We start from the raw sequence: 21925 nt of genomic DNA on the forward strand, positions 1-21925 counted from the left end.
GCCATCCGCGACGACGCCGGTGGTTGACAGCGCCATCCAGCCCTTTCATACAAAGGCCGTCAATGTTCTCAGGGCGGGGTGAAAGTCCCCACCGGCGGTAAGGGTCTCGGCCCAAGCCCGCGAGCGCTTTCCAGATGATCGGAAAGGTCAGCAGATCCGGTGCGATTCCGGAGCCGACGGTCACAGTCCGGATGGAAGAGAACGAAATGGAAGACGATCCGCTTTCGCGGTTCGAACTCCGTATCGTGCGTCCTGATTCTGGTTCGAAACGGAAGGATGGACCCATGAATCAGCATTCCCATAACGACTATGAAACGATCCGCGTCGCCGTCATTCGGGCGCGCTGGCACGCCGATATCGTCGACCAATGCGTTGAAGCATTCGAGGCGGAACTGGCGGTTCTCGGAGAGAAACGCTTTGCCGTCGATGTCTTCGATGTTCCCGGCGCCTATGAGATTCCCCTGCATGCAAAGACGCTTGCCGAAACCGGCCGCTATGCCGCTATCCTCGGCGCCGCGTTCGTCGTCAACGGCGGCATCTACCGGCATGAGTTCGTGGCGAGCGCGGTCATCGACGGCATGATGAACGTGCAATTGTCAACTGGCGTGCCGGTGCTGTCGGCGGTGCTGACGCCGCACAACTACCATGACAGCGCTGACCATCACCGCTTCTTTTTCGAGCATTTCAGGGTCAAGGGCAAAGAGGCGGCCAGCGCCTGCGTGCAACTGCTGGCGACACGCGAACGCATCGCGGCGTGAAACCTCCGTCGCCGGGTGGAAATCCCGGTAAGGCGCTGTAGTATCTCACGAAAACCAGGGAGGATGCCGGTGCAGACCAAGAAGATCATCAATGACGGCAACCGCTCCGTCGACGAGATGCTGGAGGGCATTCTGGCCGCGCATCCGCGCCATCTCAGACGTGCGGACGGCAGCCCCCGCTCCATCGTCGCCCGCGACGGGCCACGCCCCGGCAAGGTCGGCCTCGTCATCGGTGGTGGCTCGGGCCACGAGCCGACCTTCCTCGGCTTTGTCGGCAAGGGGCTTGCCGACGCGGCCGCGATCGGCAATGTCTTCGCCTCGCCGCCGCCGGACCCGATCCTCGAATGCGCCAAAGCGGCCAGCGGCGGTACCGGTGTGCTGTTCATGTACGGCAACTATGCCGGCGACGTGATGAATTTCGACATGGCCGCCGAAATGGCGGCAATGGACAACATCGAAGTGCGCACCGTGCTGACCACCGACGACGTCGCCTCGGCGCCGCGCGACCAGAGACAGAAGCGGCGCGGCGTCGCCGGCAATTTCTTCATCTTCAAGGCTGTCGGTGCCGCATGCGACCGGATGCTGTCATTCGATGAATGCGAGCGTATCGCCAGGAAGGCCAACGATCAGACGTTCACTATGGGCGTGGCGCTTTCGCCCTGTTCGCTGCCGCAGACCCGCCGGCCGAATTTCGAGATCGGACCGGACGAGATGGAGATCGGCATGGGCATCCATGGCGAGCCGGGCACCGCGCGTGGAAAACTAAAGACGGCCGACGAGATCACCGACGAGATGCTGGACAAGATCCTTGACGAGATGGCGCCGACGCGCGGCGACAAGGTCGCCGTGCTGGTCAATTCGCTCGGTTCGACGCCGCTGATGGAGCTCTACATCATGAACCGGCGGGTCAAGCAGAGGCTCGACGACATCGGCGTTTCTGTCCACGCGACCTGGGTCGGCAATTATTGCACCTCGCTCGAAATGGCCGGCGCCTCGGTGACGCTGATGCATCTCGACGGCGAATTGCAGGAGATGCTCGACCACCCTTGCGACTGCGCCATGTTCCGCGCCGGCTGAGAGAGCATCATGACGTCGATCGATTCAGCCGGCTTGAAAGGAATGTTCGATGCGATCGCGGTGGCGATCGACGCCGACAAGGACAGGCTCTGCCAACTCGACGGCGTCATCGGCGACGCCGACCACGGCATCGCCCTGGCGCTCGGCTTCGGCGCGGTGCGCGATGCGCTCGCCTCGCTCGATCTCTCGGCGACCGAGCCGACGGCACTGCTCAACACCGCGGCAAAGTCGTTCCTCAACGCGGTCGGCGCCTCGTCAGGCCCGCTCTATGCGACGGCCTTCATGCGCGGTGCCGTCGCCGTCAAAGGCAGGGCAATTCTAGAGGACGTAGACGTCGTCGCCATGTTCCGGGCGATGGCGCAAGGCATCCAGGATCGCGGCAAGGCCGAGCTCGGCGAAAAGACGATGGTCGACGCCTGGCTGCCGGCGACGCAGGCAGCTTGTGCCGCGCAGGAAGCCGGCAAGAGCCTGTCCGAGAGCCTGGAGGCTGCACTTGCGGCGGCCGAACGAGGTGCCGAGGCGACCAAGGACATGATCGCCGCCAAGGGCCGCTCATCGCGGCTCGGCGAGCGCTCGTTGGGGCACATGGACCCCGGCGCCGCATCGGCCGTGACGATCATCAGGGCGATGCGGAACAGTCTGGTCTAACCCCGCTTCGCCGCGTCGAGCCTGTCGATGGCCTGGACATTGCCGGCCGATGGTCCCTTCTCATCGAATTCCGATGCGAGCCAGGCGTCGACGATCGACTTGGCCAGTTCCGGGCCGATGACGCGCGCGCCCATGGTGATGATCTGGGCGTTGTTGGATTTTGCAGCGCGCTCGGCCGAATAGGTGTCGTGGGTGAGTGCAGCGCGAATGCCGGGGACCTTGTTGGCGGATATGGATACGCCGATGCCGGTGCCGCAAAACAGGATGCCGCGGTCGTTTTCGCCGTCCAGGATCGTCTGCGCGAGCTTCTGCGACAGGTCGGCATAGTAGCCCGCCTGGCTGAGGTCGCTGACCGTGAGGCCGGGCTTGGTGGCGAGGTGAGCGGCAATGACGTCGAGCAGCGGCTTGCCGGCGCTATCAGCTCCAATGGCTATTTTCATGTTCGGTTTCCTTCCTGTTCGATGCTTCAGATCGCCGCCGAGGCGCGTTGGAGGATGTCGATATAGCCTTCCGCCTGCCAGGCCGAGCGGCCGATGAACAAGCCGTCGATATTGGGCTGGCCGACCAGTTCGGCGGCATTTTGCGGATTGACGCTGCCGCCATAAAGCACCGGCGGCACAACTCGCAGCAGGTCGCGGGCGATTTTCTTGATCAGCGCCTGCTGCCTGTCTGCGTAGTCCGAACTGGCCGGCACGCCCTTATCGCCGATCGCCCAGACCGGCTCATAGGCAAACAGGATCGTCGCCGCCTTCGCCGCGCCTTCGAGAAACTGCAGCGCGCCGTGCACCTGCAGGGCCAGCACCGCAGCGGCCTGGCCGCTGTCTCGCTGTGCCAGAGTCTCGCCGACACAGATCAGCGGCACCAAGCCGTGCTTCACCGCGGCCGCAGTCTTCAGCCCGACCGCCTTGTCGGTCTCGCCGAAATGCTCGCGCCGTTCGCTGTGACCCAATTCTACCATATCAAGTTCGCAGTCTTTCAGCATCACCGGCGAGATCTCGCCGGTCCAGGCGCCGGCGTCGGCCCAATGCATGTTCTGCGCGCCGACCTTGATGCGCGTCGGCGACAGCGCTTTCTTGACCTCGCGGATCGCCGTGAAAGGCGGGATGACGAAAAGCTGGATGCGCTCGTCGAAACCGGGGACGAACTCCGCCAGCGCCTCGGCGAAAATCATCGCTTCGGCAAGCGTCTTGTTCATTTTCCAGCTGGTGCCGACCCAATAAACCATACGTGCCCTCCTATTCTGCGATCACTGTCAGCGAAACGCCGGCACCATCCAGCGCGGCGCGCATCTGCGGCTGCGGCTCGCGGCCGGTGAAGACCGTGTCAAAGGCCTTGAGATCGGTCAGGAAGTGCAAGGCAGTGCGGCCGAATTTCCCATGATCGACCAGCAGATATTTGCGCGCTGCTGCGGCCATCATCAGCCGTTTGGTCTGGACCACTTCCTGATCCTGGTGAAAGGCCGAGGCACCATGAATGGCCGATGACGACAGGAACGCGACATCGGCGCGCAATGATTTCAGCGTGTCTTCGGCGAGCAGGCCGAAGAAACCGTGAAACTTCTTGCTGTATTGGCCGCCGAGCGCAATCAGGTTAATCCCGGCAACGCCCGCCAAATCCTGGATGACGGCCAGATTGTTCGAGATCACCGTTAGCGGACGCAGATCGGCAAGATGCCGAGCAACGCCCCCCGCGGTCGAGCCGTCGTCGATGATCACCGTCTGACCCGGTTCGATCATCGTCACGGCAGCGGCGGCGATGCGCTTCTTCTCGTCGCCGGCCAGCCGCTGGCGGTAGCGGAAATCGCTCTCGAAAAGGCTGCTCGGCTGGATCGAGGCGCCGCCGCGCACCTTGCGCAGAAAACCGCTTTCCTCGAGCTCGTCGAGGTCGCGGTGGACGGTCATCTTCGACACGCCGAAGCGCGAGGCAAGATCGTCGACACTGGCGGTGCCGATGTCCATCAGAAAATCCATGATGCCTTGCCGACGGCCGTCGCTCTTCATTTCCGCGGCTTCCTCGTGCACCCCGGCTCCGAGATATAACAGCAAACGTCGCACAAGCCACCAAATTTTTTGTGATAATGTTATATCTTTATGGGATATCATGCGCTTCTGGTCGCGTGCTGTAACAAGAATTGCTGCCGGCCGAGCGCCCAGCGGTTGCGGTGCCGCGGAAATCCGGCCAGAAGCATTAGGGGCTCGACGACAACCGAACAGCCCGCAAACACTGGCTCGAAACCGGATACGGGAGACTACTGAGTGGCTCGCATCACACTGAGACAATTGCTCGATCATGCCGCCGAATACGGCTATGGCGTGCCTGCCTTCAACATGAACAATATGGAACAGGGCCTCGCTATCATGGAGGCAGCCGAGGAGACCAAATCGCCGGTTATCCTGCAGGCGAGCCGCGGCGCGCGAGCCTACGCCAACGACGTGGTGTTGGCCAAGCTGATCGACGCGCTGGTCGAAATCCATCCCGATATCCCAATCTGCATGCATCTCGACCATGGCAACAACGAAGCGACCTGCGTCACCGCGATCCAGCACGGCTTCACCTCTGTGATGATGGACGGATCGCTGAAGGAAGACGGCAAGACGCCGGCCGACTACGCCTATAATTCCGGCATCACCCGCCGCGTCGTCGACATGGCGCATTGGGGCGGTGTCTCGGTGGAAGGCGAGATCGGCGTTCTCGGATCGCTGGAGATGGGCGGCGGCGAACAGGAAGACGGCCATGGCGTCGAGGGAGTCATCAGCCACGACCAGCTGCTGACCGACCCGGTGCAGGCCGAACAATTCGTGCGCGACACCCGTGTCGATGCGCTGGCAGTCGCCATGGGTACCAGCCACGGCGCCTACAAGTTCAGCCGCAAGCCGGATGGCGCCGTGCTGGCCATGAACGTCATCGAGGAAATCCACCGGCGTCTGCCGAGCATGCATCTCGTCATGCACGGCTCGTCCTCGGTGCCGGAGGAGCTGCAGGAGATCATCAACAAATATGGCGGCCAGATGAAGCCGACATGGGGGGTGCCGGTCGAGGAAATCCAGCGCGGCATCAAGCACGGCGTGCGCAAGATCAATATCGATACTGACAACCGCATGGCGCTGACCGGCGCGATCCGCAAGGTGCTGACCGAGAACCCGAGCGAATTCGATCCGCGCAAATATCTGACGCCGGCAATGGCCGCCATGCGGAAGCTGTGCAAGGAGCGCTTCGAGCAGTTCGGCACCGCCGGCAACGCTCCCAAGATCAAGCCGCTGCCGCTGTCGGAAATGGCCAAACGTTACAAGTCCGGAAGCCTCGATCCGAAATTTGGCTGACATATTCCGGTTCTGAGCAGGAGCCGCTTCGGCTCCTGCTCATCCGATCATACTCGCGGCAAGAGATCGGCCCGGCCGGTCTCGATAAATGGTGCCCAGTAGTCGACCGACTCGCGGATCATGGCGACGACCTGATGGTCGACCGGCTCGCGCTCGCGGAATGACAGTTCGAGGCAGATCTCGTTGTCGACGCCGCCGCCACGGCGAACCGTCTGAAGGAGCTTTTCCGGCGTGATGCGGCCGTCGATGTTGTAGGTCGCAGTGAACGGCCAATGGCCGCCCTTGTTCATCGACGATTGCTTGACGTGGATGATCGGCGACTGCCGGGGAAAGGCTTCGGCCCAGGCATAGGGGTCGATGTCGTCCGGATTGCTCGACGTCACGTCGCCATGGTCGATGTCGACCATCATCTTGAGCGGGATCGCTATCCCTGCCGCATCGATTTCGCTTTGCAGCATCCGGCAGCTCTCGATCGTATGGCCGAACTCGCGGCCGACCGACATCGGCTCCCAGAACAGGTAGGTCAAGCCGGCTGCTTTGGCATGCTCGGCGACCTCGCGCCAGCATCCCAGCGCGATGTCGAAAAGCCGCGCGCGACGCTCAGGATCGTCGTAGTCACGATGGGTGAAGATCGCGAATTGCGTGCCCATGCCCGCGGCGCCGAGCTCGACCGAAATTTCGGCAAAGGTCTTGAACCAGTCGACGTAGTAACCCCGCACGTCGGCATCGGGATGGCCGAAATGATTGAGCCGGCCGTAAGGGCCGGTCATCGCGGAGGTCACGCGCACGCCGGTGCGGTTAAGCGCGGTACGGAACAGGCGGACGAATTTGGCGATCGTCGCCGCCGGCCAGCCGGGATTGACGAATTCATGCGTGAGCTGCACGTCCCTGATACCGATCTGATAGGCGATCGCGTCGATCAGGTCGTCCGGCTCCGCAAAGCGGTTGACCAGCGGATTGGTATTGAGCGAAAGCGTGAAGGCCATCAGCCGGCCTTTGCCAGCCGGCTCGAGCACCAGTCCTCGAAGGCGGTTCTTTCCGCGGCGGACAGATGCAGGCCGTGCTTGGTGCGCCTGTCGAGAATATCGGCGGCGGTCTCGGCCCATTCATGCTCGAACAGGTAATTGGCTTCGCGCTCGAAAAAATCCTTGCCGAAGCGCCGGCCCAGTTCGGCGAGCGAGGTGGCCGCGCCGACCAGATCGCGCGTCCTTGTGCCGTAGAGCCTGCCATAATGCTTGACCAGCGATGCCGGCATCCAGAGGAATTCATGGCCGAGGTCGCCCAGAAACTGCTCCAAATCGGCATTGGCGATATCGCCGCCCGGCAGGTGCCCTTTCGAGGTCCACGGCTTGCCCATTTTCGAAAAGAACGGGGCGATACGGTCGAGCGCGTGCTCGGCCAATTTGCGGAAGGTGGTGATCTTGCCGCCGAAGACCGAAAGCAGCGGCGCCTGCCCAGCCGGTGCGTCGAGTTCGAATATGTAGTCGCGGGTGACCGCGCTCGGATTGTCGGCATTGTCGTCATAAAGCGGCCTGACGCCGGAAAACGAGTAGACGACGTCGCTTCGTGCGAGCTGGCGCTTGAAGTAGCGATTGACTGCCTTGATCAGGTAATCGATCTCGCTCGCATCGGCGGTCACGTCCTCCGGCCGCCCTTCATAGGGAATGTCGGTGGTGCCGATCAGCGCGAGGTCGTTCTGATAGGGATTGATGAAGATCACCCGCTTGTCGCTGTTTTGGACGAGATAGGCCTGCCGCCCTTCCCAGAATTTCGGCACGACGATGTGGCTGCCCTTGACCAGGCGCACGTTGCGCCTGGAATTCTGGCCGGCGACGCGGTTGATGACGTCGTTGACCCAGGGTCCGGCGGCGTTGATCAGCGCCCGTGCCCGAACTGTGGTCCTGACGCCGGTTCGACCGTCGCGCATCTCCACCGACCACAGGCCGTTTTCGCGACGGGCGGCGATGCAGGCGGTGCGGGTGAATATCCTGGCTCCGCGCTCAGCGGCGTCGAGCGCGTTGATGACGACCAGGCGAGCGTCATCGACCCAGCAGTCGGAATATTCGAAGCCGCGCTTGAAGGCGTCCTTGATCGGCGCGCCTTCTGGCGCGGTTCGCAGGTCGAGCGTGCGCGTGGCCGGCAGCCGCTTGCGGCCGCCAAGATGGTCGTAGAGGAACAGGCCGAGCCGGACCAGCCAGGCCGGCCGGTCATCGGGGCTGTGCGGCAGCACGAAGCGCATCGGCCAGATTATGTGCGGCGCGGATTCGAGCAGCACCTCGCGTTCGATCAGCGCCTCCCGCACCAAGCGGAACTCGTAATATTCGAGATAGCGCAAACCGCCATGAACGAGCTTTCCCGATCGCGAACTGGTGCCCTCGGCGAGATCGTCTTTTTCGCAAAGAATGACCGACAGGCCCCGGCCTGCCGCATCGCGCGCGATGCCGGCGCCATTGACGCCGCCGCCGATGACGAAGAGGTCGACGATTTCGGTTTCACCGCTCATCTCGCTCTATGCCCTGTCGTCAGCATGGATTGACCGGAGGCAGGCCGGCGATGAAGCGGCGCACTTCCTCCGCCGCCTGCTCGGCCGCGTAGGTCACGGTGCGTACCGACGCGCCGGCGATATGCGGCGTCAGCGTCACGTTCGGCAGCTGCAACAGCGGCCAGTCGGCAGGCACTGGCTCGACGGCGAACGTCTCCAGCATAGCACTGCCGATGTGTCCCGAGACGAGCGCCTCGTAGAGCGCATCGTAGTCGACCAGCGGTCCGCGCGCGGTATTGACGAAGATCACGCCGGGTTTCATCCGGGCGATGGCGTCCTTGCCGATCAGACCCCGCGTCTCTTCGGTGACCCGGGAATGCAGCGTGACCACGTCGGAGCGCGACAGGAGATCGTCCAGCGCAACCAGTTCGACGCCGGCATTGCGGTCCTCGGCGCTCAATTGCACATAGGGATCGCAGACCAGGATGCGGCAGCCGAAGGCGCGCAGCAGGCGAACCAGCCTGGTGCCGATATTGCCGTAACCGATGACGCCGACGGTCATTTCGTTGAGCTCGCGGCCGGTGCGGTCGGCGCGGTAGAGATCGCCGCGCCACTCGCCCTTGCGCAAGGCTTCGTGGCCGACGCGGATCAGCCGCGTCTCGGCGAGAATGGCGCCGATGGTGAACTCGGCTACGGCGCTGGCATTGCGGCCGGGCACGTTGACAACGGTAATGCCATGGGCCTTGGCGGCCGCCATGTCGATGTTGATCGGCCCGCCGCGCGACACCACAACCAGCTTGAGCGTGGGCAGGCGCTGCATCATGGCTTCGGAGAGCGGCGCAAGCTGGGTGACGAAGATTTCGGCGTCGCCGATGAAATCCACCACCTCGTCGGGATCGCCGAAATATTCCTTGACCTTATCCAGACTAAGCGCGGCATTGCCGAATTGCATTGGCTCGTCGGGCCAAGCGGTCTCAACGGTGCGGATGTCGATATTGTCGCCGCAGGCCGCTTCGATTTTCTCGCGAAACACTTCCGGAAGCATGAAGCGGTCGCCGATGATCGCAATTTTCTTGGGCATGCTCTTCTCAATTCACGTCGGTTTGCCTGGACGCGGCCATCGAACGCCAGACCGGCCGCAGCGCCTCATGCGCCAATGCGTAGGACGGAGCCATCGCCTCATAGGCAGCGGCAAGTTTCCGGTCGCTGGGTTCGGCCGCACGGAGCAAAGGTGTGACCCATTCACTGACGCAATCGTCCATCGATGCGTACTGGCCGACGCAGACCGCAGCAATCATTGCAGCGCCCGCAGCACCAGCCTCCTCGCGCTCGCTGGTGCGAATGTCGGCGCCGACCGCAGCACCCAGGATCTTGCGCAGCGCCGGGCTCCTGGCCGCTCCGCCGGTCAGGCGGATTTCCTTGGGCAGCGGCCCCATGGCGGCGTAGCAATCGCGTGCCGCGAAAGCCAGCCCCTCGAACACCGCGCGGACCATGTCGGCATAGCCGTGCCTGGACGAAATGCCGACGAAGCCTGCCCTGGCATTGGCATCGACGAATGGCCCGCGCTCGCCTGCCTCCGAGACATAGGGCTGGTAGAGCAGAGAGCCTGGCTCGGACGACGATATCCACTGGTCGACCAGCGCGATCATCTCGCCATTGGTCCGCGTGATGCCTTGCGAGGCGAGAATGCCGGAGGCGAGGCCAAGGACCCAGTCGATATTGAGCGTTGCCGCCATGTTCGACTGCATCTGCGCAAAGACGCCTGGTGCCGGCATCGTCATCGTGTAGCCGGTTGCAGCCTCGTTGAGCAGCACCTCGTCCGGCGTTTCGGCGAGCCGCATATGCATTCCGGTGGAGCCGATGATCGAGCATCCCGGCTTGCGCTCGCGATCGAACAGGCCGGCCCCAAGCGCCGTGCAGGCGACATCGACATAGGCTAGAACGACCGGTGTGCCGGCGAGCAGGCCGGTCGCATCGGCTGCTGCCGCCGACAGCGAGGTGCTTTGCCTGGTGCCATCGACGATGGGCGGCAATAGATGCCGGAGATCGGTGACGCCGAGTACCTCGAGCACATCATCTGAATAGCCGCGCGTGCGGAAGTCACCGAAGGTGAAAGTTCCCTCGGACGGGTCGGTGGCGCGGTGGCCGGTCAACTTGAAATAGAGCCAGTCCTTGCAGTGGAACGCCGTCGCTGCATTGGCAAGCATCGCGGGCATGTGGCGCTTCATGAACACGAACTGCGATCCCTGCTGGCAGGCAGCGAGCCCGCTGCCGGTCTTTTCGAAGCGCACCCGGTCCTCTGGCCGCGCGCGGATCTCCTCGACGACCGCGGCAGCGCGCGCGTCGAGCCACAGCCAGCCCTTGGCCACCGGCTCGCCATCCTTGTCGATCAGCCAGGTACCGTCGCCCTGCCCGGTCACGGCGATGGCAATGGTCCGGCTGGCGAGATCCGGCACCTTGTCGGCAAGCTCGCGCAAGGTCGTCGCGGTATCGGCCCAGGTGCGGGCCAGGTCCTGCTCGGCGCCGCCGCCCGGCAGTGTCTCGTATTTATTGGGCAGCGCGGCGACCGCGATCTGTCCGCCCGCCGTGTCGAAGGCGACGGATTTTATGACAGACGTGCCGGCATCGATGCCGATCAGCACATCCCGCATCAGGCAAGCTCCGTGCCGTGCGAAATGGCGTCACCACTCGCCTGATCGAAGACGTGGAGGTTTTTCGGATCGATGCTGATCTTGATCGGTGCACCGAGCTCCAGGCGCGTCCGGTCATGTTCGACCAGGACCAGCGAACCGCCGGCGAAATCGGCGGCGATATGGGTCTGGTCGCCGAGCCATTGATTGGCCGAAACCGTCGCCGGCACACCATCCTTCGAGCGGCGGACCGCATAGGGCCTGACGCCGATGACGACGCGCTGCCGGTTGAGCAATTCGTCGCGAACCGGGCCGCTGAACGCATCCTTGTCGTAGTCGAGCGAAAGCCCGTCGGGCAGCTTGAGACTGATCTTGCCGGCAGCCGTGCCGACATAGGCCTCGAAGACATTCATCGGCGGCTCGCCGACGAAGGTGCCGGTGAACAGGTTTGCCGGCCGCTCCTTGAGCCTGTCAGGCGTGTCGAACTGCTGCAGCACGCCGCCCTCCATGACAGCGATGCGATCGGCCAGCGCATTGGCCTCGGTCTGGTCGTGGGTGACCAGGATCGCGGTCAGGCCACGCTCCTTGATGAAATGCTTGATGCGGCCGCGCAGCACGGCGCGAAGCTGCGGCTCGAGTTGGCCCATCGGCTCGTCCAGCAGATGCAGGTCGGCCTCGCGGATCAGCGCCCGGCCGAGGCTGGCGCGCTGCTGCTGGCCGCCGGAGATCGAGCTCGGATAGCGCTCGAGAATGTCCTCGATCTCGAGCAGCTTGGCGATGTTGGCAACCTTTGTATCGACCGCACTCTTCGCCAGCCTGGCGGCCTTGAGGGCGAATGCCATGTTCTCACGCACGGTCAGAGGCGGGTAGAGCGAATAGCCCTCGAAGGCCATTGCGACGTTGCGCCTGACCGGCGGCAACGTGTGCACCTTGCGGCCCGCAACCGCGATGGTTCCGCGCGAGACCTCTTCGAAGCCTGCGATCATGCGCAATGTCGAGGTCTTGCCGCAGCCGGACGAGCCGAGCAGCGCCACGATCTCACCCTTGGCGATTTCCATCGTCAGGTTCTTGACCGCATGCACGCCGCGGTCGATCGGGCCATAGAACTTGTCGACGCCCGAAATGGTGATTGCGGTCGGGCTCATGCCGCTTCTCCACTGCGCAAATTGACGACGTTTTTCGAGCCGATGCGCTCGCCGCTTGTGCGATCGAACAAAAGGGCGCTTTTGCTGTCGACGGCAATGTGGACCTTGCCCTCGGATCGGCCCGGCGTCCCGGAAGGACGCGAGACCAGGATTTCACGGCCGCGCACGGTTCGCACCAGCGTGACGATCTTCTCGTTGAGTGGCGTCTCGGCCTCAACCGTCACCGGGATGGCGCCGGGCGTGCCTTCATCGACAAACGCCAGCGCCTCCGGCCGCAAACCGATCACGCAGTCGCGGCCGACCGCCGCCTCGTGAGCGCCGGCAAGATGGACCTGGACGTTGGACAGGCCGACATAGATGCCTTTGGCGTCCCGCGACGGCTTGACGTCCAGAAGGTTGATGGTCGGGTCGCCGAACAGCCGGGCAATCTCGACATTGGCCGGCTCGCGATAGATCTGTTCGGGCGTGCCGAGCTGTTTGACGACGCCCTGCGACATCACCGCGATGCGGTCACCGAGCGCCATTGCCTCCTTATAGTCCTGGGTGACGTAGATGACGGTCGCGCCACGATCCGCCAGCAGTCTTGGCAATTCCAGCCGCATTTCAAAGCGCAATTTGGCATCGACGTTGCGCAAGGGGTCATCGAGCAGCAGAAGCGGCGGCGAGCCGACCAGCGCGCGGGCAAGCGCGGTGCGTTGCTTCTGGCCGTTGGACAGCGCCCGCGGCTTGTGGCTGAGCACATGGCCGATTTTCAACAGCTTGGCGACGCTCTCGACGCCGGTCTTTATCGTTCCTTGCGACGAGTGCTTCGCCTGCAGCGGCGTCGCAATGTTATCGAACGCCGTCATATGCGGGAACAGCGCGAAGTTCTGGAAGGCCATGCCGACGCCGCGGAACTCGGCGTCGAGATCGGTCATGTCCTCGCCGCCGATGAGGATCTTTCCCTCGTCGGGGTCGATGACGCCGGCCACCAGCCGCAATAGCACCGTCTTGCCGGCGCCGGACGGCCCGAACAGGACCAGCGTTTCGCCGTCGGCGACGGTCAGCGACAGATTGTCGAGAACGGTCTGGCTTTTATAGCGCTTGACGATGTTTCGCAGTTCGAGGCTTGCCATCGGACTATCCTTTCACCGCGCCAAGCGACAGGCCTTCGACGAGATAGCGTTGCGCATAGAGCGCGAGCGCCAGCGTCGGCGTGATCGACAGCACGATCGCCGCCGAGATCTGGCCATACTGGATCCCCGAGGAGGTGATGAAGGCGAGCGCGCCGACCGTCACCGGCTGCTTGTCGGCCGAGGCGAGCACCAATGCAAAAACGAAATTGTTCCAGGCAAAGATGAAGGCGAGCAGACCGGCAGCGGCAATACCTGGGCCGGCGAGCGGCAGCGCAATCTTGCGGAAGGTGGCAAACCAGGAATGGCCGGCGATGCGGTAGGCGTATTCGATGTCGGCGGGAATGTCCTCGAAATAACCGCGCACGATCCACAGGATCAACGGCAGGCAGATCAGCTGATAGACCCAGATCAGCCCGATATAGGTGTTGGCCAGCCCGAGCTTCTGGAAATAGAGGGTGAGCGGCAGGAGCACCAGCAGCGCCGGCGCAAACCGGAACGACAGCAGCGTAAAGGCAATGTCCTCCGAGCCGCGGAATTTGTGCCGCGCAAAGGCGTAGGCCGCCGGAACGCCGAGCAGCAACGCGACGGCAACCGAGGTGACCGACAGGAAGACGGAATTCCACAGGTTGCGCATGAAGGCGATGTCGAGCGTGCCGGCCGCCGTCATCAGCTTGCCGGTGATCAAGGCCGTGTAGTTGGCGAACGTCGGCTCGAAGACAAGCTGCGGCGGAATCCGCAGGATTGTCTCGTTGGTCTGGAACGACATCATCAGGATCCAGACGATCGGGAACATGAAGAAGATCACGACCAGCGCCAGGGCAATGCCGCGCAGGATGCGTTCGAGAAGCGAGGTGTGTTCCACGCCAGCCTCCTATGCCTGGCCGCGGGCGCGTTCGCGCAGCCGCAGCCAGTTCTTGATGAAAATGTTCGAGAGGAAATAGGTGATCGCCCACAGGATGATCATCAGCGCCGCCGAGCGGCCGACATTGGTCGACTGGAAGAAGTTGAGATAGGCCTCGACCTGGAACACGGTCAGCGTATCGCCTGGGCCGCCCTGCGTCATGGCGTAGATGATGTCGAACTGCTGGATGGAATCGAGCAGGCGGAACAAAGTCGCCGTCAGGATGTAGGGCGTCAGCATCGGCAGTGTGATGCGGAAGAAGACGAAGCTGCGTGGCACGCCATCGAGTGCTGCCGCCTCGAATGGCTGCGTCGGCAGACTGCGCAGGCCTGCAAGCAGCAGGATCATGATGAAAGGCGTGTAGACCCAGATGTCGACGAGCACGACGGTGAGCAGCGCCGTCGACGGCGATGAGGCCCAGCGGAAATCCTGCAGGCCGATCAGGCTGGCAAGATAGCTGAGCACGCCGAAACCGGGGTTGGTCATCAGCTTCCACATCAGCGCGGCGAGCGCCGGTGCCGTCATCAGCGGCATCAGCAGCATGATCGAGATGAAGTTGTTCAGCGTCGAGCGCTTCTGCAGCAGCATGGCGATGCCGAGACCGAGAAGCAGTTCGAGCACAACGGTGATGCCGGCGTAGAGCAGCGATATCTCCAGCGTGTTCCAGAACTTCGGGTCCGTGAAGAAGGAGATATAGTTGTCGCCCCAGTTGAACTGCCGCGCCCAGGGCTGACTTAACCGGTAGCGCTGGAACGAATAGACCACCGATGTGAAGAACGGGATCAGGATGCCGATGCAGACCAGCAGGGCCGGCAGGCTGAGGAGATAGGGCAGCACCCGCTTGCTGATCCTGAAGCCCGATGGCCTGTTTCTTTGTATTGTTGCCGCAGTCATCGGCTGCTCCGTCATCCTGTTGCTTCGCCGTCCCGGCCGCCCAAGGGAGCAAGGCGGCCGGTCGGGCGAGCAGGCGGCACCTTTCGGGACCGCGTCGCAAACGTATCACATCTCAAAGGCTGGCCCGCGGACGGGCCAGCCTTGGCCGCGGCCTAGCCGAGCCCGGCTTCCTTGAGCTGGCTGTTGATGCTCTCGGCCAGCTTGTCGAGGCCCTCGTCGACCGGCACTTCCTTGGCCACCATCTTCTGCAGCGTCGCCGCCCATTCGGTGGTGAGATCAAAGAACAGCGGCTGCGGAGTGAACTTGATGCTGGCGCCCGGCGCCGAGACGTCGAACATCTCGACATAACCCGGATAGCTCTTGTTCAGCTTGTCGCGGAACATCTGGTCGTTCCAGACCGACTGACGGACCGGATTGACGAAGTCCATCTTGGTCGCACCGAACAACGCGTGCTCGGGTCCGGATGCCCATTGCATGAAGTACCAGGTGGCGTCCTTGTCCTTCGAGAAGTTGGACATCGACAGCGACCAGATCCAGATGTTAGGCGTCGGCGCCTTGGCGGCAGGATTGGCCTTGAATGCCGAAAAGGCGAGCTTGCCGGCCATCTTGTTGTCGCCGCCATTCATGAAGTAACCAAGGATGTCGGCGTCGTAGATCATCGCCGAGGCACCTGCACCGAGATCGGTGCCGACCTGGTACCAGGTGTAGGTCGACCAGTCCTTCGGGCCGCTCTCCTGGATCATCTGGACCCACTGCTTGTGGAAAGCCTTGGATTCGGCGGTGCTCATCGCGGCCGACAGCTTGCCGTCAGCCGAGACGTTCAGGTCCTTCTGGTCGAAATTGGCGTAGGCCGACAGGAAGCCTGGGTGGATCGTTGCCCAGGAGCGCGAGCCGCGCACGCCGATGCCGTAGACGCCACCGCCGACATCCTTGGTAAGTTTCGCCGCCGTAGCGACCATCTCATCCATATTGCCGGGAACGCTGACGCCGACCTTGTCGAACATGCCCTTGTTGTAAGTGATGTTGTTCTGCTCGAAGCCCCACGGAATGCACCATTGCTTGGCGTCTTCCGAACCGAGCGCGCCGCCCGGCTGGCCGTTCCAGGCGCAGGAATTCTTGACGCCTGGCAGGAAGTCGTCCCAGGCATATTTCGGGTTGGTCTTGGCCGGATCCTTGATCCATTCGTTGAGGTCGGTGATCCAGCCGGCCGGGCCGTAGGTCCAGGTCATGTAGGCGCCGGTCATGAAGGCATCGTATTCGGGCGAGCTGGCCGACAGCGCGGCGGTAACCTTGTCGAAATAAACGTCTTCGGGGAACACGTCATAGACGACTTCCATGCCGGTCAACTTCTTGAAATTGTCGAGGTTGGCAATCATCGCATCGGCGTAAGGATGCTTGTTGAGCAACAGCTTGATGGTCTTGCCCTTGTGCGCCTGCCAGTCGAAATCAGCCGCCAGGGCGCGGGTCTGCCCGAAATTGAGCAGTGTACCGGCGGTGCTGGCGGCAAGGCCCATTGCACCGAGGCCCTTGATCAGCCCACGGCGGTCGACTTGTCCACGCAGGAATGCGTCGATGAGGTCTTTCTCTTTCTCATGCATTTCTCTTCTCCTCCACAGGGTAGTTTCAACGAAATGGTTGCCGGCTACCCGACCGGCGTCTGTTCCACGAGCGATCGCGCCGTCCGCTCGTCGGTTATCAAGCCTTTGAGATAGCGGCCCTCCAGCACTGACTTGATGGCGCGAACCTTCACCTTGCCGCCGGCGACGGCGACAATTCTGCGGTTGCTGATGTCTTCGCGCGCCAGCGCCAGCGCCCGGTCGGAAAGCGTCGTCGCAACGGCCTTTCCGGCGTCGTCAAAGAAATGCCCTAGCAGTTCGCCGACACCGCCGTTGCGGCGGATCTCCTCCATCTCGCCCTTCTCGATCATGCCGGTGGCGACAAGCGAGGCCTCACGCTCGGCGGTGCCGATGCCGGCGATGAGCAAGTCGGCGGACTTGGCGAGGTCGAAGACATCGCTGACGCCCTTCTGCCCGAGCAACACGGTTCGATCCTCGACCGTGTTGGCGAACATCGGTACGGGCATCACATAGGCTTCCGCACCGGTCCGTTCGGCGACGCGGTGGATGACGTCATGCGGATTGGCCGAGAACTTGCGCGTCAGGCCGCCAAGTAGCGAGACGAAACGGATCCTGCCTGCCGATATACGCGGCAGATATTCCACGCAGGCGGCAAGTGTGCGGCCGTGGCCGACGCCGATCAGCGCCTCCTCGCCGCGTTCGATCTCGCGCTTGAGAAACTGCGCGCCCGCGATGCCGAGCGCCTTGAGCGGCAGGTCTTCGGCATCGAAGTCCGGAACTACCTCGCAATAGTCGAGACCGTAACGGCCGGACAACTCGTCCTCGAGTTCCACGCATTCTGAGACTTCGCCGTCGATATAGACTTTGACCAGGCCTTCCTGATTGGCCTTGGTAATCAGGCGATGCGCTTTGAGGCTGGTCAGGCCGAGCCGTTTGGCGACCTCCGACTGGGTCAGGCCGCCGGCATAGTGAAGCCAGGCGGCGCGGGCTGCCATGCCGGTCTCATCGTCGGGCAGCAGGCCGTTGCCAAAACCAACCATTTCCGCCCTTTGATATTTTTATCAGTTGCTGCAAAATTTTTCACAAGGCATCGCCCGAGTCAAGCAACCGTTGCGTTTAAATCGCTATCCGGGAGCCAGCCGGTCGGGGCCGAACAGGAGCCACGCGAACCAACCGGCAAGAAATAACACTGACCATGCGCATTTAAAACGTTTGCAATTTCGCTTGGACGTATTACAAACGTTTCAAACTTCGTTCGGGAGGAACGATGCCGGCCCGCGTTACCACCCTCAAGGAACTTGCCGCGCAGCTCGGCCTGTCGATTACCACCGTTTCGCGCGCCCTTGCCGGCCACGAGCAGATCGCCTTGAAAACGCGCCAACGTGTCACCGAGGCCGCGCGCCAGGCTGGCTATGTGCCGAACACGGCAGCCCGCACGCTGGTCTCCGGCCGCAGCGGTTTTGTCGGCATGGTGCTGCCGATCCGCGGCCCCAATCTGGTCGATTCCTTCCTCGGCGAATTCGTCACAGGGCTCGGCGAAGGGCTGGTTTCGCACGGCTCCGACCTGATCCTGGCCGCAGCGGCGCAGGGCCAGTCGGAACTTTCAGTGCTTCGCCATGTCGTCGAATCCGGACGCGCCGATGGGGTCGTCGTCACCCGCATCGCCGAGGTCGACGAGCGGCTTGCCTATCTGCGTCAACGCAATTTTCCGTTCGTCGCGCATGGCCGGCTGCTCGACGGTGACTTTGCCTATCATTGGCTCGATACCGATGGCGCGCACGCATTCGGCGAGGCCTTCGACATGCTCTACGATCTCGGACACCGCCATTTCGGCCTGGTGACGATTTCCGAGCCGATGACGTTTCGCCATCTCAGGCAGGATGGGCTCGCTGCCGCGATCGCCCGCCGAGGCGATCCGTCGGTCAGGCTCGATGTGGCGACGGCGCCGCGGTTCGATCGCGGTGCCCGCATCCAGGCAATCAATCGGCTGCTGCACGCCACCGACCGGCCGACGGCCATTGTCGCGCTGTTCGACGAGCTGGCGCTGACGGTGATGGAAGAGGCTGCCCGCGCCGGCCTTGCCGTTCCTCGCGACCTTTCGGTGATCGGCTTCGACAACATAGCCGCCTCAGCCTATGCGCCGCCTGGGCTAACCACTTTCGACGCCTCGATCCGCCAGTGCGCGCGCGAGATCGGCGAGATGCTGCTGACCGTCATCGGCAACAGGCCGGACGCGCCACTGACGCGGCTGGTCCGGCCGACACTTGTCTCGCGGGCAAGCCATGGCCCGGCACCCATAGGACGGAACTGACGCCTCAGCGGCGCACAACCAGGGAGGAACACGACGATGAATACGTTGCGGAGATTGGCAGGCGCCGTGCTGGCGCTGTCACTCGCTGCCGGTGCAGCGCAAGCCCAGCAGGTGTTGTTCTGGTCGACACAGGCGCGACCTGTGGAAGAGACGCAAAAAATGCGCGGTGAGGTGCTGAAAGGGTTTGACGGCCAGGTCGACTATCAGGTCGCCGAGGACGGGCCCTGGCTCACCCGCCTTCAGGCCGAACTGCAAGCCGGCTCCGGCACCATAGGCGTGCTCGGCGGCCTGCACGGAGACTTCTCCACCGTCGGCGCGAACCTTGTCGATCTCTCTGGCATCGATCTCGGTGGCGTCAAGGTCAACGAGACCTACAAGAAACTCGGCATGCTCGGCACCGGAGAGCAGAAGTACCTGCCATGGATGCAGGCCACCTTTCTGATGGCGGCCAACAAGCAGGCGCTGCAATATCTGCCGGCCGGCACCGATCTCAACACCATCACTTATGACCAACTGATCGAGTGGGCGAAAAACATCGCTGAAAAGACCGGTTCGCCCAAATTCGGTTTTCCGGCCGGCCCGAAAGGGCTGAAGCACCGTTTCTTCGAGGGTTTTCTCCTTCCATCGTATACCGGCTCGATGGTGACCAAGTTCCGCTCGGCGGAGGCCGAGACGGCGTGGAACAAGTTCAAGGAACTATGGCAATACACCAACCCGAACTCGACCAACTATGCCTTCATGCAGGAGCCGCTGCTGACCGGCGAAGTCTGGGTGGCATTCGACCACGTGGCGCGCCTCGCCGACGCCTTCAACCAGAAACCGGATGACTTCGTCGCCTTCCCGGCGCCGGCTGGCCCGGCAGGCCGCGGCTACATGCCAGTGGTGGCCGGCGTCGCTATCCCGAAGACCTCGCCTGACATGGACAAGGCCAAGGCGCTGGTCGCCTATATGCTGAAACCGGAAACCCAGATCGCGACGCTGAAGGCGACAAACTTCTTCCCCATCGTCGACGTCAAGCTGCCCGACGACATGCCGGCCTCGGTAAAGGCCTTCAGCCCGGTCATCGCCACCATGACCGGTGCCCCGGATGCGCTGCCGGCGCTGCTGCCGATGGGACTTGGCGGCCTCGGCGGCAAGTTCAATCAGATCTACACCGACAGCTTCGAGCGCATCGTGCTCGGCGGCGAGGATGTGCGCGGCGTACTCGACGAACAGGCAGCGGCGCTGAAGGCGATCATCGACCAGGCGAAGGCGCCATGCTGGGCGCCCGACAAGCCCTCGCAAGGCGCCTGCCCGGTCGATTAAGAATCCTCCCCGGGCGTCCGGATTTCCAGCGCGCCGGGCGCCCACCCCTTTTGAAGCTTCGAATAGAGAGCGCTCCATGCACGGCAAGGCCCTGCCCTATCTGCTGCTGATGCCGGCGACGCTGTTCCTCTGCGTCTTTTTCCTCTACCCGTTCGTGTTGATCGCCTTCGAGGCGTTCACCCGCGACGGCGGCTTTACGCTCGACAATTTCCGCACCATGGCGGGCAGCTGGAAATTCCCGGTCACTGTTCGCAACACGCTGCTGCTGAGCGCCGTCGTCGTGCCCATCCAGCTGGTCATGGCGCTGCTGATGGCAACGGTGGTGTCGCGGCTTGAAATCGGGCGCAGCACCGCGCTCTACATCTTCGCTATTCCGCTCGGCATTTCCGATCTCGCCGCCGGGCTGATATGGCTCGCCATCTTCGACCAGTCCGGCTTCCTCAACACCTTGCTCTCCAATCTCGGCGTCATCGACAGGCCGGTCATGTTCCTCGGCTACCAGAGCAAGCTGACGATCTTCATCGCCGTGGCGCTGGCCGAGATCTGGCGTGCGACCGCCATCATGATGGTCATTCTGGTCGCCGGCATGGGGCTCATCCCCCGGGAATATTACGAGGCGGCGGAGGTTTTTGGCGCCAGCCCGTGGAAGCGCTTCATCAAGATCACGCTGCCTCTGCTGCGCCCAAGCCTGCAGACGGCGATCATCCTGCGCGTCATCCTTGCCTTTGAGGTCTTTGCCGTGGTTGCAGCACTCGGCGGCACCAATCTGCCGGTGCTGATGGGCGAGACCTACAATTGGCAGTTCACGCTGCAGGACCACAATGTCGCCGCCGCCATGGCGCTTTTCATCCTCGCCATCTCGATCGGTTTCACGCTGTTCTTCCTGCGGGTGCTGCGTGTGCCGAAGGAGGCGCGGATATGAGCACCGTCGCGGAGCTTTCGATCGCCGCGCCTGAGGCCCGCAAAGCCGGCAACTGGTTGCTGGTCGCCACTGTGATCCTGCTTTGCGTCTGGGTGCTGCTGCCGATCTATCTGTTGATCGTCAACGCGCTGTCGTCGCCGGAAGAGGTGACCGCCTTTCCTAAGCGCTTCTTCCCGTCATTCGATTTCGGCAGCCTTTCTTTCTTCATCAATTTCGCCGGCGTCGCCAAGGCGCTGTGGAACTCCGTTCTCGTCGCCACGCTGACGATGCTCCTCTCGATCGGCTTCGGCGCACCCGCGGGCTACGCGCTGTCGCGCTTCGAATTCCCGGGCAAGGAAACGTTCCGTTTCCTTGTGCTGATGACCCGCGCCTTCCCGCTGCCGCTGCTGGCGCTGCCGCTGGCGGTGATGTTCATCCGCACCGGCCTCGACGACACCGCGATCGGGCTGGCGCTGGTCCACACCACGCTGGCGCTTCCGTTTGCGGTGCTGATCACCTTCTCGCTGTTCTCCGGCATTCCCGTCGAGCTGGAGGAAGCGGCCTGGACGCTCGGCTGCACGAGATTGCAGGCATTCCGAAAAATCATTCTACCGCTGGCGCTGCCGGGTATCGCGGCATCGGCGGTATTTGCCTTCACTATCTCCTGGAACGAGGTGTTTGCCGCCGCCGTGCTCACCATCGAGAACCGGACGCTGACCGCCTTCCTGCTTCAGGGCCTCGGCGAATCGCCGCTCTACCTCAAATTCGCCGGTGGCGCGGCACTGGTCATCCCGGCGCTGATCTTCATCTTCGCCGTTCGCAAATATCTGTTCGCCATGTGGGGGATCGCGAACCGATGAC

Annotated in this window: 21 protein-coding genes and 1 riboswitch; of the genes, 8 read left to right on the top strand and 13 right to left on the bottom strand. The window is 63.0% G+C overall.

Annotation, left to right across the window (positions count from 1 at the left end):
- The first annotated feature begins 60 nt into the window (after nt 1-60).
- Nucleotides 61-207, top strand: a riboswitch (FMN riboswitch).
- Between the two features lie 77 nt (nt 208-284).
- The 3 genes from NKG60_RS11075 to dhaL all read left to right on the top strand — a co-directional run bounded on the left by NKG60_RS11075 (nt 285) and on the right by dhaL (nt 2483).
- The gene (locus tag NKG60_RS11075; RefSeq protein WP_352660667.1) at nt 285-758 is read left to right on the top strand and encodes a 6,7-dimethyl-8-ribityllumazine synthase; all 474 of its coding nucleotides are present in this window, start codon (nt 285-287) and stop codon (nt 756-758) included.
- A gap of 69 nt (nt 759-827) precedes the next feature.
- Nucleotides 828-1835 (top strand): dihydroxyacetone kinase subunit DhaK, encoded by a 1008-nt coding sequence (locus NKG60_RS11080; protein WP_352660664.1) that lies wholly within the window; start codon nt 828-830, stop codon nt 1833-1835.
- Between the two features lie 9 nt (nt 1836-1844).
- Entirely contained in the window at nt 1845-2483 is a 639-nt protein-coding gene (dhaL, locus tag NKG60_RS11085; RefSeq protein WP_352974922.1) for a dihydroxyacetone kinase subunit DhaL, read from the top strand.
- On the opposite strand, the gene derI is transcribed toward dhaL, so the two are convergent.
- Genes derI through NKG60_RS11100 form a run of 3 tightly spaced genes read right to left on the bottom strand, consistent with a single transcriptional unit; the run spans nt 2480 to nt 4483 of the window.
- On the bottom strand, nt 2480-2923 hold the full coding sequence (derI, locus tag NKG60_RS11090) for a D-erythrulose-4-phosphate isomerase (RefSeq protein WP_254818715.1): 444 nt from the start codon (nt 2921-2923) through the stop codon (nt 2480-2482). The two genes, dhaL and derI, sit on opposite strands and share 4 nt — an antisense overlap.
- 26 nt (nt 2924-2949) lie before the next feature.
- Nucleotides 2950-3708, bottom strand: coding sequence for a triose-phosphate isomerase (locus NKG60_RS11095; RefSeq protein ID WP_352660657.1), 759 nt, complete (start codon nt 3706-3708; stop codon nt 2950-2952).
- Nucleotides 3709-3718: 10 nt separating this feature from the next.
- Nucleotides 3719-4483 (bottom strand): DeoR/GlpR family DNA-binding transcription regulator, encoded by a 765-nt coding sequence (locus NKG60_RS11100; protein WP_352661306.1) that lies wholly within the window; start codon nt 4481-4483, stop codon nt 3719-3721.
- 255 nt (nt 4484-4738) lie between these two features.
- Here NKG60_RS11100 and fba point away from each other — a divergent pair, with 255 nt between their 5' ends.
- Nucleotides 4739-5803, top strand: a complete 1065-nt coding sequence (gene fba, locus NKG60_RS11105) for a class II fructose-bisphosphate aldolase (RefSeq protein WP_352660653.1) — start codon at nt 4739-4741, stop codon at nt 5801-5803.
- A 47-nt stretch (nt 5804-5850) separates the two neighbouring features.
- Here the strand turns inward: fba and NKG60_RS11110 are convergent, their stop codons facing one another.
- The 10 genes from NKG60_RS11110 to NKG60_RS11155 form a co-directional block, all read right to left on the bottom strand.
- On the bottom strand, nt 5851-6789 hold the full coding sequence (locus tag NKG60_RS11110) for a sugar phosphate isomerase/epimerase family protein (RefSeq protein WP_352661303.1): 939 nt from the start codon (nt 6787-6789) through the stop codon (nt 5851-5853).
- Entirely contained in the window at nt 6789-8306 is a 1518-nt protein-coding gene (locus NKG60_RS11115; protein WP_352660650.1) for a glycerol-3-phosphate dehydrogenase, read from the bottom strand. Before NKG60_RS11115 ends, NKG60_RS11110 begins: the two co-directional genes overlap by 1 nt.
- A 19-nt stretch (nt 8307-8325) precedes the next feature.
- Nucleotides 8326-9366 carry a 2-hydroxyacid dehydrogenase gene (locus NKG60_RS11120; protein ID WP_352660647.1) on the bottom strand — a complete coding sequence of 347 codons (1041 nt, stop codon included), beginning with the start codon at nt 9364-9366 and terminating at the stop codon, nt 8326-8328.
- Between the two features lie 7 nt (nt 9367-9373).
- The gene (locus tag NKG60_RS11125) at nt 9374-10936 is read right to left on the bottom strand and encodes an FGGY-family carbohydrate kinase (RefSeq protein WP_352660644.1); all 1563 of its coding nucleotides are present in this window, start codon (nt 10934-10936) and stop codon (nt 9374-9376) included.
- Complete coding sequence (locus NKG60_RS11130; RefSeq protein ID WP_352660642.1) at nt 10936-12060, bottom strand: ABC transporter ATP-binding protein; 1125 nt, start codon at nt 12058-12060, stop codon at nt 10936-10938. Before NKG60_RS11130 ends, NKG60_RS11125 begins: the two co-directional genes overlap by 1 nt.
- Nucleotides 12057-13175 (bottom strand): ABC transporter ATP-binding protein, encoded by a 1119-nt coding sequence (locus NKG60_RS11135; protein ID WP_352660639.1) that lies wholly within the window; start codon nt 13173-13175, stop codon nt 12057-12059. The genes NKG60_RS11130 and NKG60_RS11135 overlap by 4 nt, the downstream gene beginning before the upstream one ends.
- 4 nt (nt 13176-13179) lie before the next feature.
- A complete protein-coding gene (locus tag NKG60_RS11140; RefSeq protein WP_352660636.1) occupies nt 13180-14037 on the bottom strand; it encodes a carbohydrate ABC transporter permease in 858 nt (285 codons plus the stop codon).
- A gap of 9 nt (nt 14038-14046) precedes the next feature.
- Nucleotides 14047-14970: a carbohydrate ABC transporter permease gene (locus NKG60_RS11145; protein ID WP_292653833.1), complete on the bottom strand. Its 924-nt coding sequence runs from the start codon at nt 14968-14970 to the stop codon at nt 14047-14049.
- Between the two features lie 152 nt (nt 14971-15122).
- Nucleotides 15123-16568 (bottom strand): ABC transporter substrate-binding protein, encoded by a 1446-nt coding sequence (locus NKG60_RS11150; RefSeq protein WP_352489459.1) that lies wholly within the window; start codon nt 16566-16568, stop codon nt 15123-15125.
- A gap of 44 nt (nt 16569-16612) precedes the next feature.
- On the bottom strand, nt 16613-17587 hold the full coding sequence (locus NKG60_RS11155; RefSeq protein ID WP_352660632.1) for a sugar-binding transcriptional regulator: 975 nt from the start codon (nt 17585-17587) through the stop codon (nt 16613-16615).
- A gap of 227 nt (nt 17588-17814) precedes the next feature.
- On the opposite strand from NKG60_RS11155, the gene NKG60_RS11160 reads away from it, so the two are divergent.
- The 4 genes from NKG60_RS11160 to NKG60_RS11175 all read left to right on the top strand — a co-directional run bounded on the left by NKG60_RS11160 (nt 17815) and on the right by NKG60_RS11175 (nt 21924).
- Complete coding sequence (locus NKG60_RS11160; protein WP_352660629.1) at nt 17815-18858, top strand: LacI family DNA-binding transcriptional regulator; 1044 nt, start codon at nt 17815-17817, stop codon at nt 18856-18858.
- Between the two features lie 36 nt (nt 18859-18894).
- Nucleotides 18895-20163, top strand: a complete 1269-nt coding sequence (locus NKG60_RS11165) for an ABC transporter substrate-binding protein (RefSeq protein ID WP_352660627.1) — start codon at nt 18895-18897, stop codon at nt 20161-20163.
- A gap of 76 nt (nt 20164-20239) precedes the next feature.
- Complete coding sequence (locus tag NKG60_RS11170) at nt 20240-21085, top strand: carbohydrate ABC transporter permease (protein WP_352660624.1); 846 nt, start codon at nt 20240-20242, stop codon at nt 21083-21085.
- Complete coding sequence (locus tag NKG60_RS11175) at nt 21082-21924, top strand: carbohydrate ABC transporter permease (protein WP_352660621.1); 843 nt, start codon at nt 21082-21084, stop codon at nt 21922-21924. The genes NKG60_RS11170 and NKG60_RS11175 overlap by 4 nt, the downstream gene beginning before the upstream one ends.
- The last annotated feature ends 1 nt before the right edge of the window (nt 21925 follow it).

The sequence above is a fragment of the Mesorhizobium sp. M1428 genome (assembly GCF_040317515.1).
Classification (GTDB): domain Bacteria; phylum Pseudomonadota; class Alphaproteobacteria; order Rhizobiales; family Rhizobiaceae; genus Mesorhizobium.

Excerpts from the sequence above, each read along its gene's own strand:
- NKG60_RS11160 (WP_352660629.1), top strand. The coding sequence starts at position 17,815 with ATGCCGGCCCGCGTTACCACCCTCAAGGAACTTGCCGCGCAGCTCGGC.
- NKG60_RS11145 (WP_292653833.1), bottom strand. The coding sequence starts at position 14,970 with ATGACTGCGGCAACAATACAAAGAAACAGGCCATCGGGCTTCAGGATC.
- NKG60_RS11125 (WP_352660644.1), bottom strand. The coding sequence starts at position 10,936 with ATGCGGGATGTGCTGATCGGCATCGATGCCGGCACGTCTGTCATAAAA.
- NKG60_RS11075 (WP_352660667.1), top strand. The coding sequence starts at position 285 with ATGAATCAGCATTCCCATAACGACTATGAAACGATCCGCGTCGCCGTC.
- NKG60_RS11170 (WP_352660624.1), top strand. The coding sequence starts at position 20,240 with ATGCACGGCAAGGCCCTGCCCTATCTGCTGCTGATGCCGGCGACGCTG.
- NKG60_RS11130 (WP_352660642.1), bottom strand. The coding sequence starts at position 12,060 with ATGAGCCCGACCGCAATCACCATTTCGGGCGTCGACAAGTTCTATGGC.
- NKG60_RS11155 (WP_352660632.1), bottom strand. The coding sequence starts at position 17,587 with ATGGTTGGTTTTGGCAACGGCCTGCTGCCCGACGATGAGACCGGCATG.
- NKG60_RS11100 (WP_352661306.1), bottom strand. The coding sequence starts at position 4,483 with ATGAAGAGCGACGGCCGTCGGCAAGGCATCATGGATTTTCTGATGGAC.
- NKG60_RS11150 (WP_352489459.1), bottom strand. The coding sequence starts at position 16,568 with ATGCATGAGAAAGAGAAAGACCTCATCGACGCATTCCTGCGTGGACAA.
- NKG60_RS11115 (WP_352660650.1), bottom strand. The coding sequence starts at position 8,306 with ATGAGCGGTGAAACCGAAATCGTCGACCTCTTCGTCATCGGCGGCGGC.
- dhaL (WP_352974922.1), top strand. The coding sequence starts at position 1,845 with ATGACGTCGATCGATTCAGCCGGCTTGAAAGGAATGTTCGATGCGATC.
- NKG60_RS11095 (WP_352660657.1), bottom strand. The coding sequence starts at position 3,708 with ATGGTTTATTGGGTCGGCACCAGCTGGAAAATGAACAAGACGCTTGCC.
- NKG60_RS11165 (WP_352660627.1), top strand. The coding sequence starts at position 18,895 with ATGAATACGTTGCGGAGATTGGCAGGCGCCGTGCTGGCGCTGTCACTC.
- NKG60_RS11110 (WP_352661303.1), bottom strand. The coding sequence starts at position 6,789 with ATGGCCTTCACGCTTTCGCTCAATACCAATCCGCTGGTCAACCGCTTT.
- derI (WP_254818715.1), bottom strand. The coding sequence starts at position 2,923 with ATGAAAATAGCCATTGGAGCTGATAGCGCCGGCAAGCCGCTGCTCGAC.
- NKG60_RS11135 (WP_352660639.1), bottom strand. The coding sequence starts at position 13,175 with ATGGCAAGCCTCGAACTGCGAAACATCGTCAAGCGCTATAAAAGCCAG.
- NKG60_RS11175 (WP_352660621.1), top strand. The coding sequence starts at position 21,082 with ATGAGCACCGTCGCGGAGCTTTCGATCGCCGCGCCTGAGGCCCGCAAA.
- NKG60_RS11120 (WP_352660647.1), bottom strand. The coding sequence starts at position 9,366 with ATGCCCAAGAAAATTGCGATCATCGGCGACCGCTTCATGCTTCCGGAA.